This window comes from Pseudomonas sp. C9D1 (assembly GCF_056491235.1).
On sequence record NZ_JBSZIE010000003.1, the window covers coordinates 515,931 to 531,406 of the forward strand.

The window sequence follows — 15,476 nt, forward strand, 5'->3', positions numbered from 1 at the left end:
ACCGCCTGCAACGAATGGAACTCAAGCAAGGAGACAGGCGATGAACACGCAGAACGTCATGGGCGCACGTGAATGGGGCATGCTGGTGGCCCTCTCCATCCTCTGGGGCGGTTCGTTCTTCTTCGTCGGCATCGCCGTGAAGGAATTGCCCCCCTTCACCATCGTCATGGCCCGCATCGGCCTGGCCGCCCTCGCCCTTCTGGCCCTGGTGCACCTCATGGGCCTGCGGATGCCGCGCGATCCCCGTGTGTGGCTGGCGTTCTTCGGCATGGGGCTGCTCAACAACCTGATTCCCTTCTGCCTCATCGTCTGGGGCCAGACCCACATCGCCAGCGGCCTGGCCTCCATCCTCAACGCCAGCACGCCGCTGTTCTCGGTGCTGGTGGCGCACCTGCTGACCCAGGACGAGAAGATGACCGGCCGCAAGCTCGCCGGCGTGCTCATCGGCCTGGCCGGCGTCGCCACCCTGATCGGCCCCGCCGCGCTATCGGGGCTCGGCAGCCACATCTGGGCGCAGCTGGCGGTGCTCGGCGCCGCGCTGTCCTATGCCTTCGCCGGTATCTTCGGCCGTCGCTTCAAGGCCATGGGCGTGCCGCCGATGATCACCGCCACCGGGCAGATCAGCGCCTCGACCCTGCTGCTGATCCCCGTCGCCCTGCTGGTGGACCACCCCTGGACCCTGCCCCTGCCCGGCCCCGCCACCTGGGCCGCGCTGGCCGGCATCGCCCTGCTCTCCACTGCCCTGGCCTACGTGCTGTACTTCCGCATCCTCGCCAGCGCCGGCGCCACCAACCTGATGCTGGTGACCTTCCTCATCCCGGTCAGCGCCATCCTCCTCGGCGCCCTGGTGCTGGGCGAACAGCTGGAAGCCAAGCACTTCATCGGCATGGCCCTGATCGCCGCCGGCCTCGCCGCCCTCGACGGCCGCCTGGTCACCGCCCTGCGCCCGAAACCGCGCCACCCCGACCGCGACAGCTTCCTCGGCAAGGACATCTAGCCCTCCCGCCACTCCCCAGGCCCCGGCGCGCGGGGCCTGGCAACCCAGCCGACACAAGGCTCGAATAATTCTGCAACTCACCCTCCGGCACCCGGTCTATGGTTATCAGCGATCGTCACGCCCGTTGCACAGCGGCCACAGAGCCGCGTCGCGCAGCGGTCGGCAGGATCGCGACCCCATTCAAGCCTGTCGTCTGCCGGACAAAGGAGTTGCCCCGTGAAGTGCTTGATCTGCGAACACGAAGCCAAGGCCCTGGAATCGCGCGGCCCCGGCCTCGCCCTGCGTTGTCGCGAGTGCGGCAGCTACCAGGTGGACGAACGCCTGCTGGCGCGCCTGCGCCTGAGCGGCGAAATCCTCGATGAACAGCAGGCCCGCACCCGCCTGCACTTCCGCCGCGCCGGCCACCAGGGCCTGCCGCTGCTGGACGCCGCCGACGCCGACCTGCTACAACCGCGCCCGCTGATCCACGACTGGATCCGCGATATTTCCAGTTGCTGAGAGGCTGTAGGAAATCGACGCGTCTGAAGGGCCGCCCATCGTCGGCGAGCCCTGCTTCCAGGTTGCGGTGATAAGGTCCGCCGCGACTTTGCCGCCTGGCCGGCACGGAAGCGGAGGACATCATGAATATCTACACAGCGGGTTATGAAGGCCTCTCCATCGATGCCTTCATCGCGCGCCTGCAAGAAGCCGGGATCGACAAGGTCCTCGACGTTCGTGAATACCCCCTCTCGCGCAAGCCGGGCTTCTCCAAGAAGGCCTTTGCCGAATGCCTGGCAAAAGCGGGCATCGCCTACGAGCACGAGCCCGCCCTCGGCTGCCCCAAGCCCGTACGCAAGCGCTACAAGGAAGATGGTGACTGGGCCGCCTATGAGCACGGCTTCAATGCCTATATCGACACCCAGGACGAGCGGCTCCATGACCTGCTCGCCGAAGTGCCCAGCCAACGGATCTGCATGGTCTGCTACGAAGCGGACGCCCGGTTCTGCCACCGCAACCTGATCGCCCAGCGCGCCCTCAGCCTCGATGGCGCCTTGCAGGCCGTTCATCTCCCCGTTAGAGCATCAGCAACTGCGGAGCTGTTCCCAGTTCTAACCTAGTACGGGACGATCAGCCCAAGCACACAAGTGTTTGCAGCCAATCCGCTATTCGTCGCCGGACCGGGTGCCGAGCGGGCACCGGACCGGTACAATTCGCGCCCTGCACCGTGCCGGAAGCCTTTTTGCCATGTCCCTACCCAAACACCACCTCGAACTGCTCAGCCCTGCCCGCGATGTGCACATCGCCCGCGAGGCCATCCTGCATGGGGCCGACGCCGTCTATATCGGCGGGCCGAGCTTCGGCGCGCGGCACAACGCCTGCAACGAGGTGGCCGATATCGCCCAGCTGGTGGAGTTCGCCCGGCGCTTCCACGCCCGCGTGTTCGTCACCATCAACACCATCCTCCACGATGACGAGCTGGAGCCGGCGCGCGCGCTGATCCACCAGTTGTACGACGCCGGCGTCGACGCGCTGATCGTCCAGGACATGGGCGTGATGGAACTGGACATCCCACCGATCGAGCTGCACGCCAGCACCCAGACCGATATCCGCACCCTGGAGCGAGCCAAATTCCTCGACCAGGCCGGCTTCTCCCAGCTGGTGCTGGCCCGCGAGCTGGACCTCAAGCAGATCCGCACCATCGCCGACCACACCGACGCCGCCATCGAGTTCTTCATCCACGGCGCCCTGTGTGTGGCCTTCTCCGGCCAGTGCAACATCTCCCACGCCCAGACCGGCCGCAGCGCCAACCGCGGCGACTGCTCCCAGGCCTGCCGCCTGCCCTACACCCTCAAGGATGACCAGGGCCGCGTCGTCGCCTTCGAAAAACACCTGCTGTCCATGAAGGACAACAACCAGAGCGCCAACCTCAGCGCCCTGGTGGACGCCGGCGTGCGCTCCTTCAAGATCGAAGGGCGCTACAAGGACATGGGCTACGTGAAGAACATCACCGCCTACTACCGCCAGCGCCTGGACGGTATCCTGGAAAACCGCCCGGACCTGGCCCGCGCCTCCAGCGGCCGCACCGACCACTTCTTCGTGCCCGACCCGGACAAGACCTTCCACCGTGGCAGCACCGACTACTTCGTCACCGACCGCAAGATCGACATCGGCGCCTTCGACTCCCCCACCTTCACCGGCCTGCTGGTGGGCAACGTCGAGAAGGTCAACAAGCGCGACCTGCTGGTGGTCACCCAGGAGCCCCTGTCCAACGGCGACGGCCTCAACGTGCTGGTCAAGCGCGAAGTCGTGGGCTTCCGCGCCAACATCGCCGAGCCCAAGGGCGAGTTCGAGGAAGACGGCCAGAAGCGCTACCGCTACCGCGTCGAGCCCAACGAAATGCCCGAGGGCCTGTTCCGCCTGCGCCCCAACCACCCGCTCTCGCGCAACCTCGACCACAACTGGCAGCAGGCCCTGCAGAAGACCTCGTCCGAGCGCCGTATCGGCCTCTCCTGGGTCGCCAAACTGCGTGAAGAGCGCCTGGAACTGACCGCCACCAGCGAGGAAGGCATCACCGCCAGCGTCGCCCTGGAAGGCCCCTTCGGCGCCGCCAACAAGCCCGAGCAGGCGCTGGAGCAACTGCACGACCTGCTCGGCCAACTGGGCACCACCCAGTACCACGCCGACGCCGTGGAGCTGGACGCGCCCCAGGCCTTCTTCATCCCCAACTCGCAGCTCAAGGCCCTGCGCCGCGAAGCCATCGAGGCGCTGACCGCCGCCCGCGTCGCCGCCCACCCGCGCGGCGGCCGCAAGCCCGTCGCCGTGCCGCCGCCGGTGTACCCGGAAGCGCACCTGTCGTTCCTCTACAACGTCTACAACCAGAAGGCCCGCGACTTCTACCACCGCTACGGGGTGCAACTGATCGACGCCGCCTACGAGGCGCACGAGGAAGCCGGTGAAGTGCCGGTGATGATCACCAAGCACTGCCTGCGCTTCTCCTTCAACCTCTGCCCCAAACAGGCCAAGGGCGTGACCGGCGTGCGCACCAAGGTGGCACCGATGCAACTGGTGCACGGCGACGAAGTGCTGACCCTGAAGTTCGACTGCAAGCCCTGCGAAATGCACGTGGTGGGCAAGATGAAGGGCCACATCCTCGACCTGCCGCAACCCGGCAGCGCCGCGACCCAGGTGGTCGGTCACATCAGCCCCGACGACCTGATGAAAACCATCCGCAACCGCGCCCCGCACTAACCCCCCGCCCAAGCACGCCCCCGTAGCCCGGGCTTCAGCCCGGGAACGGTGAGGCCCATCAAGCCCCGGGACTCCGCTGCTCTGCAGGGGCAGCCAGGCGCGCGCGCCGTATCGCCCGCCGCGCCCGGGGGAAATAGCCCCACTCCCCGGGCAGCACACGCCAGGCCAGCCGCAGGAACCCGGCGAGCAGGCGCAACCGGCGCTGGTCCGACGCCGTCCAGCGCAGCCCCAGCCGCTCCCGCAATACCGGCGGCAAGGTGCCCCGCGCCACCCAGCGCACGCCGCCCACCAGCAGGGGCTGCAGGCACCACCACAGCGGGCCGCGCATCCAGGGATAAGGCGCCTGCAAACGCCCGGTCGAGCCGAAGTACCAGTCGGTGATCTCCGTTGGCTGGAGGCGTTGCTCCAGCATCCGCTGCCAATAACCCTGGAAGGCTACGTAACTCTCCGGCACCTGCCCCATCGGCAACCCATAGAGGGCGTACCAGTGGACGGACTCCTGGTAGAGGCGCTCGCATTGCTGTTCGTCCAGGGGCGTACCGAGCCACTGCTGCAGGGCGATCTGTGCCTCGAAGAAGGTCGCGTGGGCCCAGTAGAACAGCTCGGGGCTGAGGGCGTGGTAGGGCCGCCCCTGCCCGTCCTGGCCCTTGATATCGCGATGGAAGGAGCGCACCTGCAAAGCCGTGCCGGAAGCCTGGCCGCCGTCGTAGACCACGCCCAGGATCGGCGGGATGGAGCGCAGCAGGCGGTTCCAGGGATTGGCGAACAGATCGGAGTGCTGCAGCACGCCGGCGGCCAGGCCCGGGTGCATGTTCTGCAGGATGCCGGTGCGCCCGATCAGCAGCAGGCCGCGCAGGTCGCCGAAGTAGCGCCAGGTCAGCGAGTCCGGCCCCAACGGGCTCGGCGGGACGGGTTGATGGGCGGGCTGGGCGAGGTCTGCTGCGTGCATGGAAGCGGCTCCGGCAAGGGCTTGGAAACGCCCTCACGCTAATGCGACTATCCGCTCGCATTCAATTCGCGTCCGGAGCCCGCCATGCGCAAACAGCCCCGCCAGCAACGCTCGCAACAGATGGTCGCCGACCTGGTGGAAGCCTGCGCCCGGGTCATCGCCCGCGACGGCCTGGCACGCCTGAGCACCAACCTCATCGCCGCCGAGGCCGGGGTCAGTGTCGGTTCGCTCTATCAATACTTCGCCAGCAAGGAAGCCTTGGTCGAGGCCCTGCTCGAACGCATGAGCCAGGCGCTGGCCGGCGTGGTCCGCGACAACGCCACGGCCTTGCTGGCGGACGACGTGCACACCGCCGTGGAGCGCCTGCTGCAGGCGGTATTCGCATTCATCGACCGCAACGCCAGCCTGCACCTCGAACTGGCGCGCCACTGGCAGGACTTGCGCACGCTGAAGGTGGTCGACGAAATGGAGCGGCACCTGTTCGACTTCTGCCGCCTCTACCTGCTGCGCCACCTGCGGGAAATCCCCATCGACAACCCGCTGCCCACGCTCTACGTCGTCATCAACAGCGCGCTGATGACCATCATCCGCTTCATGAGCCACCCCCAGCCGCCGCTCACGCGCAGCGAACTGATCGGTGCCTTGAGCGACATGTTCGCGGCCTATATGGCCAGCCTGGCCAAGGCGAAGTAAGGGCTACGCCCCGACAAGCCACTAAAAAGCATCAGCACTAGCAAGGTCGAAGGGCCATGTAGCCTGGGCTTCAGCCCAGGAATCGGTGCGCACAAAGCTCCCGGGCTGAAGCCCGGGCTACGCCCTGTGACGATGCGAATCAAGAGCAGGACGAACACGATCCGTAGGGTGTGCCGCGCGCACCTCCGCACGGTGCTTCCGACGGGCTCCCCTGCTTTCAACGCCGCGATGGCAACGCAGCTAGGTTTTTACGGAGCGCCCAGCAGCAGCGTCCAGTAGACCCCACCCGCCTTCGCCGCCGGCGACTGGGCACCGCCCAGGTCGGTGAACAGCGGGCTCATCAGCCGCGAGCATTCCTCCGGGCTGGCCAGCCAACCCTGCACCGCGCTGGCCGCCGAGCCCATGCCGGCGGCGATGCTCTCCGCCACCCGCGTGCCCGTATAGCCAGCACTGCGCGCCCGGTCCGCCGGCGCGCTGCCGTCGGTGCCCTGGTGGGCGAAGAAGCCGTTGAGCGCCATCGACTGGCTGTGGTTGGTCGCCGCCACTCCCAGGGCCTCGTTCCAGCGCAGCGGTGGCGCCGACGCGAAGGGCTCGTTACCGCACAGGCGTGGTTGCGCCCGCGCTGCGTTCACCTGCTCCAGCAGCATCGGCCCCTGCAAGGGCCCGGCGGCCAGGGCCGCGCTGCGCAGCGGCCGTGCAAAGGTCACCCGCCACACCGGCCCCGCCTGGCTCACGCCCACATCGACGAACTGCGGGTTCAGCAGCACATCGCAATACCCCAGCAGCGCCTTGAACGCCGCCTGGGCATCGGCCGGGCCGGTGAGGCGAATGGTGCGCACATCCCCCGGCCGGTAGCCGGACTGCTCCAGCGCCGCGCGCCAGGTTTCGCCATTGCCGGTGGGCAACGCCAGGCGCGGGTCACTGGCCAAAGGCGTAAGCGCAACGGTGGGCTGGTTGCCGCAGTTCTGCGGCTGGGCGCGGTAGGCATTGATGGCATCGACCAGCACCGCCTCCTCGGCGGCGGAAGCACCGGTGGCGAGCAACAGGCCGAGCAATAAAGCGAACGGACGGATAGGCAAGGCAGCAAGTGGGCGCATGGTTCGAACCTCATATAAAGGAAGTCGGGCAACCACGGCGCCAGCCCGGGCACCAAGGCACTCGGGGTTCGCAAGCCCGTGAAGGTTGGAACCGCAACGGCGCCGCCGAGTTCAGCGGTGCCCGAAGGGTGATGGCACAGCCAGCGCCCGCCACCGCCCCGCTGCCTATCAGGGCACCTGGCGCCCCAAGGGCAACCCGACCATCTCCACCAGCCGCAGGTAATCCTCGTAGTTGCTGCGCGACAGGTGGATCACCGCATCCATCAACGCACCCTCCCGGTAGCCATCGAGAAACGGCCCCGGCACACCATCGTGCAGGGACACGTTTTCCAGAATCACCTCGGCGATCACCAGGGTGGTATGCAGGCGTGCATCCAGGCCCTGGACCAGTTGCTGGAGGCGGCGTTGTTCGTGAGTGATATCGCTCATGCCGAAACCTCCCCGTGGGTGGGAAGGAAGGAGCGCGGGGCTGAGCGGTAGAGAACGAGAGGGGTATATGCGTCGTGCATGGTGGTTCTCCAATGTTGGATTGAAGGCCGCCACATTCGCTATCAGTCGAAGGGTGGCAGGCCACGCGGGGTTGACAGACCGGCAACATTGGAACCGGCAGACCGCGAGGGTCTCCCCGCGCGACCTGCCATAAAGCAGAGCAGTTGTGAAAACTGCATGCGTGCTGATGCCTGCAAAAAACATTCGCCGTTTTTCGCATGCACCTTCAGGCGCATTCGCGCCAATGTTGTTTCGGGCTGTCAAACCCGGCCACGGGACTTACCGTGGCGGGTGCAGGATAGGGATGAGGGGGCGGGAGGGCAAGGGAGGTTAGGCAGCTGACGGCCAAAAGTGGCCATTGGGTAACACTGGCCGAGAGCTCTGAACGAATGTGTTGCGACAGCAGTACGAGCAGCCTACGCTGATGCTCCGTAACCCCCTTTACTGGTCCCTCTGACCGTGTAGCACTCGGTCTAGCTAGGGATTGGAAAGAGGGTCAGGAACGATATCCCCTAAGCCTGGGGATTCGTTATCACCCCACTTGAGGTCTAGTTGTAGCTAGCCCCCACCATGCCCGCCCGTTACGAATCTCACTGCATAGGCTGCCCCTACAACAATGCAGCACATCTTCCGGTGTCTTCTCAGTACAACCGCTCGGCCCCACTTTCCATAGAAGACAATGGCGCTTCTGTACTACTCATATTCCAAGCGCCCGGTGTCGATGAATGGGCCAAAGGGAGGCCCGTGGCGAGCACGAACCCTAGTTCGGCTGGCGTTCGTCTAGCGACAGCCTTTCGCATTGCGGGCCGAACACGACAGGACTACAACATCACAAACACAGTCCAGTGTTTCCCTGGCAAGGAACCGCAAGTTGGTACAACCCGGCCCAGAGACAATGCCCCTACTGCCGCTGTACGCCGACATTGCTCGGAATGGTTACGCCAAGATATACAGGCGCAGTCGTACAAACGTATTGTTGTCTTTGGTGCCCACGCCCGCAGAGCTGTTCGCAACTTGGGCTTCGGGGACGATCCCCGCTTCCGTTTCATCCGGAGGCATTTCGAATGAAAGTCTTGCCGAAGCTGTCGGCTACCCCTTCGGTCAAGCGGACTGAATCGCCCTTAGTTAGCAGATATCTTTGAGTGTCTTCTTTTGGCTGCGGTTTCAAACGCGGACAGCTTCTCAGGCCGGCAAATCCCCAAGTAACATCTTTGCGGATCGGAAGTGGGCGCTCAGGCTTCGCGCAGGTTATGCAGCGGCTGCGGTTGTTGCTGCATGTAGCTTTTCACCGGAACCAGATGCATGTCAGCGCAACGCGCCGCTTCGTGGATGGCATCACGGTCTCTGCCGTCCATCCTGTTGCACCTCCAATACCGCCGCACATGGCGCGGACGCAGCATCATCCGATGCCCTCCCGCCTGCGCCAACCGGCCCCGGCAATGCGCCATGCCACAGGCCTCCATCAGCCACTCGACAGGCTCGCCCTGCTCCTGTACATATCGGGCCAACGCCTCTCGATTTAGTCACCTGCACTGCATCTCCTCGCCTGCACGGACACTCTCGGCAACTTGGTAAACGGACTTGGCCAAATCCACTGCAATTCGCCTCATCGACTCTCTGCTTTTGCACGCCACTCAAAACTTCAGAGTGTGGCATGGGGAAAATCCATTACAGCATTTAAGTGGACACACCCTCTTTAACTCAAGCGTTGGGAGGCACACGCATACTAATCGCTTTGGCCTAGAGCAACTGTTCAGACTGCCGAACAAATGACGGGCTCTTCCGTGGCCCCATCGTGCTGACAGAGTCATCAGTTCGTATCACAAACGTGCCCCCTTACATTGCCTATTGAGGCATTTGGTCAGGCAAAAATACTTTCAACAAAATGATGGAATGAAGCTGATGGCAACCCTGACACGGGTATATGAGACCTCTTCGCCTGATGCGCTGCACGTCATCTTCGTGCACGGGCTGGGTGGAGATGCACGGTATACATGGATGCACAACCCGAATGACCATACGACCCTCTGGCCGAGCTGGATCGGGGAAGATGTCGAATGCCACGTGTGGGTTGCAGGATACGGTGCAGCACTTTCAGGTTGGACTGATGCAGCCATGCACCTTGCCGATCTCGGCGAAGCGCTGTTTGCCGCTTTGCAGGTTGAACAAGGCCTGCAAGGACGCAGAATTGTTTTGGTAGGGCATAGCCTCGGTGGTCTAGTCATCAAGTCTGGCATGACGCAAGCGCAGGCGCTCGGCGACCCGCAACGGATGAAACTGTTGGAGCGAATTGCCGGTGTCGTCTTTGTCGGCACACCGCACCAAGGGTCAAGTCTTGCCACGGTCGCGGACAAGTTGCGCCTCTTGCTGAGGACGAACCCTCAGGTCACAAATATGGCCAATGATGACGCCTGGCTGAAGTTGCTAAATGGGCAGTTTCGATCCCTGCACGTACAACGCAGCTTTGGGGTGCGAGTCTTCTTCGAAACAAGAGGGGTCTTTATTGGACGTCGAGTTCTTGGCATCGCGATTGGCAGAAGGCAATTGATTGTTGATAGGAACAGCAGCGATCCAGGGATTGCTGGAGTGGTACCTACCGCCATTGAAGGCGACCATATTGAGATTGCCAAGCCCAACTCTCGCCAAGCGCTTATCCACAAAGCGCTGATCCAGTTCCTGAAGGAGATGGGGGATGGACCTGCGGGCCATCCCCCCACTGATAGGAGCCACCCGACAACTTGGTCGAGCCCCACTGACCTCCCAACAGCGCTACGGAATGCTTCAGCGCCTTTGCTCAACTGGCCTAGTACCCTGGCTGATGGCACATGGCTTCAGCGCCCAGAACTAAACGTGCTAACCGAGAGTCTTCCAGCCGAGTCGTCGAGCACCCATTTCTTGCTAGGCGATCCAGGGTGCGGGAAGTCCTCCCTGTTAGTACGGCTTGCTCAAGAAAGGCAGTCGGCCGGCTGGTGTGTTCTTGCCATTAAGGCTGATCGACTACCGCCGGACGTGTTGGATCGGGAAGCACTCGCGAGATATCTAAATCTCGGCTCCGATATATGCGCGGTTTTGCGAGAGCTGGCCAAGAGCGCGCCCGTACTCGTGCTCATTGACCAGGTAGATGCCCTGGCTGACCTGGTTGTCCAGCACTCCGCGCGCTTACGAGTCTTGCTCCAGTTAGTTCAAGACCTCTCTGACGTAGATGGGGTTCACACCGTAATCTCGTGCCGCACTTTTGAGCAGAAGCACGATCCCGCGCTTCGGAACCTTGACGCGACTATCATCCGGTTAGAACTACCAGAGTGGTCAACCGTGCAGCCAGTCTTGATGGCAAGGGGCCTTCAAGCCGAGGTATGGAACCAGGACATTCAGCAGGTTCTGCGGTCTCCACACGCTCTGGATATCTTCCTTTCCCTCCTTGGTGGCACAACTGAGCCTGAGGTCCTGAGGAGTTTTCAGGGGTTGCTGGAAAAACAATGGGAAACCCAAGTGCTGAGCGACACGACCGGTAAGCGTCGTGCAACGCTACGCCATCTAGCCAAGTTGATGGCGGACCGTGAAGTGCTGGGGCTTCCCCTCGCTCAAGTCGAAGACCATTACGCAGAAATTCAGACGCTGGCTGCTGCTGGATTGCTTCGGGTGGACCAAGGGCCAGGACGAGTCGAGTTCCGCCACCAAACTCTCTATGAGTTCGTGCGCGCGCGCAGTTTCCTAGAGGAGAGCGGGAGTCTCACCGAAACGGTGCGAGCGCAGCAAGGCAGCCTACGTATTCGCCCCCAGTTGTGGCATGCACTTGGATACTTCCGAGTCGCGAGCCCCGAAGAGTACAGCATGGAAATCGGCAAGCTATGGGCGGCAGAACTGCGCCCCCACTTAAAGATGTTGCTGATCGAGTTCCTAGGGCTGCAAACCGCACCGACGCTAGCCGAGCGCCGGCTCGTGGAACAAGCAATGACGGATCAATGGTTCCTGCCCCGTTTCATTGGGGCCGCCGTTGGAAGCCCTGGATGGTTTGCCGTTTTGTTGCCGACCCATCTACCCAGATTAATGGCCTTACCGGTGGAGCAGGCCCAAGTGCTGTTGCCAATGCTTAGGGAAGCATTGCACTTCAGTGAAGGCGCGGTTGTCGATCTTGTGCGCCGGTATTGGTTGCCCAGCAAGGATCGAGATCTACTGAGCTGGCAGGCTCTGGGGGGCGGAGATGTTGCGCCGCAGGTCGGCCATTGGCTGGATGGCCTCGTCTTAATTGCCGGGCGAAGTTCGATTGCCGAGTGGGCCATAGGGCATCTGGCTGCTGTGGTGAGTGCTGCTCTACCTGAGGAAGCCCCGAGGTTGGTCGCAGTATGGCTCAAGCACCAGATCGACTCTGCTACGGCAACCTTGGCCACAACTTCCACGCAGGACGAGGCGGCTGTTGCCAATGTGTCAAAGAGCGTTCAATCAATTCTAGAGGCGCGTCAGCTCCATGATATGGAGGCAATAGCAGAAGCCGCCCCTAGGTCTTTTGTAGAGGCTGTGTGGCCGCTCCTCTTGGAAGGTTTGCAGCTATGTGTCTCGGAGGCACCGAGCGTAGTGATCGGCTATCGCCAAAGCAGGGGGCTACTGTTCCAAGACTTGGATGATGATGAGACTCGATACGAGCGCCCCTTAATGCGATCAGTTCAGTTGGGTATCCAGGGCTGGGCGGATTTCGATCCCGAAAACTTTATGGAATTCGTGGCCGCAAACGTGCAGTCCGAGTTGCTTCTAGTGCACAGGTTCTTGGCAGTAGGTCTCGTGCGCGCTGCTGCGCATTCACCGCAACGCGTATTCGACTATTTGCTCGGCGACCCTCGGCGGCTTGTTCTCGGCCCCTACACCGATGTGCACAAGGAGAGCGTTGCGCTGATCAGGACTGTCTGCCCGCTGCTAGACGATCCTACTTATGCTCGCTTGGAAGCGACGATCCGAGATTGGCGCTACTACAGCGACTCGGCCCAGCAGGATGATGCAAGCATTCGCCATCAACGGTTGCAGTGGGCTCGCCAGCATCGACTGCGGCTGCTTCGAGCGCTGCCCGTCGGCCGACGCAGTCCGGCCTTGCAAAGGCTCGTGGAAGAAGAGGAGCGCGCATTTCCGGGGCTGACCGGCGAGGACGTGCGTTTCTCCGGCGCCCAATGCATCGGAAGCCCGGTAAGCGCGACGCAGATGGATCGGGCGGCCGATGCCGACGTCCTGAACCTATTCAACGAACTGACGGATGACACGGCTTGGGATCATCCGCGACATCGCATGAACGGGGGCGCGATACAGGCCGGCCGGGAATTGGCCGAGCTGAGCAAGAGCAACTTGGCCAAGGTTCTCCGAATCATTCGGGCACTTGATCCGAGGCGCAACGAGATTCCGGTTTCCTGTGCTCTCCGCGAACTCGTTCCGGCCGGCCTCTCAGCACCAGCGTTCTATTCGCTGGTCGCCGAATTGGAAGACAAGGGGTTCGTTGGCGCCGACTTTCGCCGTGACGCAGCTTACGCAATCACGAACGCGGCCAACAAAGAGGCCCCTGTCCCGGATGATATGGTGGATCGGATGGAGCGTTGGTTAGTTCCTAGTCCGGCTGAAGACTCCAGCGACATTGAGACCGATGCAAAGGACGATTCCTCGTCTGTCTTGTGGGGATATGGGACGATAGGTGCGCTTCCAAACGGGAACTACCCTACGTTGAGCGCTCTAACATCAGCGTGTCTGACGGCAGAGCCTCCTCGGCTTGATCGCTGGCTTTCCATCCTTGAGCGGCATACTACGTGTGTCGAATGGCCTCAAGTGTGGGAGGCACTGATTCCGCGCGAGTTGTTGTATCTGCGGATGGTGGACCGCTCAAGAGCGGAGGCTCTTGTTGATCAATTGGTTGCGAGCGCGCCATCCATCGTCACCGGGCGAGGCTGGGCTCATTTCGTCGCACGTGCGTTTCACTGGGCTTCGGCTACTGCGGCGCAACGATGGCTGATGGCCGTTGTGGAGCAGGGTGGAAAGGGGCTCCAGGGGGCGGGGGAACTGGCCTGTTTGAGACATGCGCTCTTCCCTGCAGAGGATTGGTCTCGTGAGCTGGTTGGCGTGCTCTGCAATGATGCAGCTTCAGCGGCGGCCCTGGGAGTGGCCCACGGCGTGGCCAATTTGTGGCATGAGCCAATGACCAGGCCGGTGGTCCATCCTGTCTTGCTTCAGCTCCTGCGCAGCAGCGATGACCGCGTCCTGACTGCGTTGTCCGAGATATTCCTGAATGACGGGCTCGCTGCAGACACAGAGACGAGAGAGCTTCTGGATGCCCTCGCGGAGTTTCCTGAGGTATTGAGGAATGGTCGGGCTGAGCGCTTACCTGAGAACCTCATCAAACTGGTTGCGTCAGAGCCGGAGCGAGTCTGTCAAGTGGTCCACGCTTTGCTGAACGTGGCCGGCAATCAAATGGGCAATGTCGCAACATCTTGGTATTTGAGTACCGAGTGGTTGCTGGATATCGCACTGCAGCTTCAAGACATGGGTGCAACTGAGCGAGCGGCCGGATCAGTTCTCTTCGAGCGCATGTTGGAATTCAACATGCCGCAGGTCAGGGTGATGACGCTGGATTTAGATAAGCGGACACCAGTGGGCAATAGCACTCGCGCGCCGATTCGGAAAAGATCGCGGTCCAAGGCGCGCAGATCCCGGCCACGCTGAGTCGCGAAGTAGGCGTAGTACTAATGTGACCTTACCCAAGTGTCGAGATCGTGGCGCAATCAACGATCTGATGTGACAGAAAAGGTGTATAGATCAGTGGTGCCGAAAACTGCAGTGGGTCTGTTTCAGCCGGCCCCAGCAAGCAGCTCTTGGCCGAAAGCCGCCTCCCCTACCTCTCCCCCACCTCCCCCCTCACCTCACTCGGCGTCCTCCCATACCTCGCCTTGAAGCTCCGCGCGAAATGCGCCTGGCTCGAATACCCGTGCCGGTAGGCCACCTCGCTGATATCCAGGCCACTGGCCTGTGGGCTGCTGAGCAGGCGGTGGGCGAGTTCGAGGCGGCGTTCGGCGATGTAGCGGCTGGGTGAGCCGCCTTCCTGGGCGAACAGGCGGGTGAGGTGGCGCACGGAGATGCCGATGCCCTGGGCGACGCGCTCGCAGCTGAGGGCCGGGTCGCCCAGTTGTTCGGCGATCAGGCGTTTGGCGGCCAGTAGATAGGAGGCGCCCTGGGCGCTGACGCGGTGTTCACCGGTGCTGCCGGCGATGATGCTGGAGAGCAGCTCCAGGGCGTCGTCCTCGAAGTGCTCGGCCTCGCGGTTGGCGGGGCGCTGGAAGAAGCCCTGGGTGCGCTCGCAGAGGGTGCGGGTGAGCAGGCGTTGCAGGCGGGTTTCCGCGCCCACCTTGAGCGGGCCGTCGAGGCGGCCGAGGCAGCGTTCGCCGAACAGGTCCTGGGGGATGTCGAAGATGAACTGGCGCATGGCGCCGGAGAAGCCGAACAGGTAGGGCTTGTCGGTGCGGTAGATGATCATCTCCCCCGGCTCCAGCAGGGTGCAGCCTTCGCCCTGGTAGAAGAACGAGCGGCTTTCCTGCACCAGGGAGACGAACACCGATTCCTTGGGCACCGAGCGGATCATCGAGCAGTCCCGCTCCACCACGTGCTGGTTGCCGCGCACCAGGGCCAGGCTCATGGCGCCCAGTTCGAGGTTGGACTGCGAGGCGGCGAGGCCACCGTCAGCATAGGAGGAGCATTTGAGGCCGACGAGGATGGAGGCGTTGTACTGCTCCCAGAACCTCAGGCGCTGTTCGACCGGGATGTCGCAGGTACTGGCTCGCCGGGTCTCGAGCAAGGCGGGTGTGGTCATTCTTATTGTTCTCGTGGGTCGCCGCGGATCGAACCCCCGGGCCAAACATCGGCAGCTCCCGGGGACCGGGCGTCGCGCATCCTCTGTGGGTGTGGGCGACGCCCGATCATTAACATCTGAACGCTGCCCGCCGTCAATCGCCCCCCGCCCGCTGCCCGGGCCCTGTCCGAAAAGCGCAAACAACAGGGCCGA

The 15,476-nt window shown here is 63.0% G+C and carries 11 protein-coding genes and 1 pseudogene; 7 read left to right on the top strand and 5 right to left on the bottom strand.

Annotated features, from left to right (window positions below):
- Nucleotides 1–40 precede the first annotated feature (40 nt).
- The 4 genes from ACXI0U_RS29885 to ACXI0U_RS29900 all read left to right on the top strand — a co-directional run bounded on the left by ACXI0U_RS29885 (nt 41) and on the right by ACXI0U_RS29900 (nt 4,225).
- Complete coding sequence (locus tag ACXI0U_RS29885; protein ID WP_374981363.1) at nt 41–997, top strand: DMT family transporter; 957 nt, start codon at nt 41–43, stop codon at nt 995–997.
- Nucleotides 998–1,213: 216 nt separating this feature from the next.
- Nucleotides 1,214–1,495, top strand: a complete 282-nt coding sequence (locus ACXI0U_RS29890; protein WP_374981364.1) for a hypothetical protein — start codon at nt 1,214–1,216, stop codon at nt 1,493–1,495.
- A 122-nt stretch (nt 1,496–1,617) separates the two neighbouring features.
- On the top strand, nt 1,618–2,094 hold the full coding sequence (locus tag ACXI0U_RS29895) for a DUF488 domain-containing protein (RefSeq protein WP_374981365.1): 477 nt from the start codon (nt 1,618–1,620) through the stop codon (nt 2,092–2,094).
- Between the two features lie 127 nt (nt 2,095–2,221).
- Entirely contained in the window at nt 2,222–4,225 is a 2,004-nt protein-coding gene (locus tag ACXI0U_RS29900; RefSeq protein WP_479551270.1) for a peptidase U32 family protein, read from the top strand.
- Nucleotides 4,226–4,283: 58 nt separating this feature from the next.
- On the opposite strand, the gene ACXI0U_RS29905 is transcribed toward ACXI0U_RS29900, so the two are convergent.
- Nucleotides 4,284–5,174: an oxygenase MpaB family protein gene (locus ACXI0U_RS29905; protein ID WP_479551271.1), complete on the bottom strand. Its 891-nt coding sequence runs from the start codon at nt 5,172–5,174 to the stop codon at nt 4,284–4,286.
- 84 nt (nt 5,175–5,258) lie between these two features.
- On the opposite strand from ACXI0U_RS29905, the gene ACXI0U_RS29910 reads away from it, so the two are divergent.
- Nucleotides 5,259–5,867: a TetR/AcrR family transcriptional regulator gene (locus tag ACXI0U_RS29910; protein WP_479551272.1), complete on the top strand. Its 609-nt coding sequence runs from the start codon at nt 5,259–5,261 to the stop codon at nt 5,865–5,867.
- 248 nt (nt 5,868–6,115) lie between these two features.
- On the opposite strand, the gene ACXI0U_RS29915 is transcribed toward ACXI0U_RS29910, so the two are convergent.
- Nucleotides 6,116–6,964, bottom strand: a complete 849-nt coding sequence (locus ACXI0U_RS29915; RefSeq protein ID WP_431484125.1) for a CAP domain-containing protein — start codon at nt 6,962–6,964, stop codon at nt 6,116–6,118.
- A 168-nt stretch (nt 6,965–7,132) separates the two neighbouring features.
- The gene (locus ACXI0U_RS29920; RefSeq protein ID WP_021221747.1) at nt 7,133–7,393 is read right to left on the bottom strand and encodes a hypothetical protein; all 261 of its coding nucleotides are present in this window, start codon (nt 7,391–7,393) and stop codon (nt 7,133–7,135) included.
- 630 nt (nt 7,394–8,023) lie between these two features.
- On the opposite strand from ACXI0U_RS29920, the gene ACXI0U_RS29925 reads away from it, so the two are divergent.
- Nucleotides 8,024–8,521: a uracil-DNA glycosylase family protein gene (locus tag ACXI0U_RS29925; protein WP_431484124.1), complete on the top strand. Its 498-nt coding sequence runs from the start codon at nt 8,024–8,026 to the stop codon at nt 8,519–8,521.
- A 170-nt stretch (nt 8,522–8,691) separates the two neighbouring features.
- Here ACXI0U_RS29925 and ACXI0U_RS29930 read toward each other — a convergent pair.
- Nucleotides 8,692–9,063 (bottom strand): annotated as a pseudogene (locus ACXI0U_RS29930) (IS110 family transposase); the annotation flags it as partial.
- A gap of 292 nt (nt 9,064–9,355) precedes the next feature.
- Between ACXI0U_RS29930 and ACXI0U_RS29935 the strand changes: the two are divergent.
- Nucleotides 9,356–14,143, top strand: coding sequence for an alpha/beta fold hydrolase (locus ACXI0U_RS29935; protein WP_431484123.1), 4,788 nt, complete (start codon nt 9,356–9,358; stop codon nt 14,141–14,143).
- Between the two features lie 169 nt (nt 14,144–14,312).
- Here the strand turns inward: ACXI0U_RS29935 and ACXI0U_RS29940 are convergent, their stop codons facing one another.
- The gene (locus tag ACXI0U_RS29940; protein ID WP_479551273.1) at nt 14,313–15,284 is read right to left on the bottom strand and encodes a helix-turn-helix domain-containing protein; all 972 of its coding nucleotides are present in this window, start codon (nt 15,282–15,284) and stop codon (nt 14,313–14,315) included.
- Between the last annotated feature and the right edge of the window lie 192 nt (nt 15,285–15,476).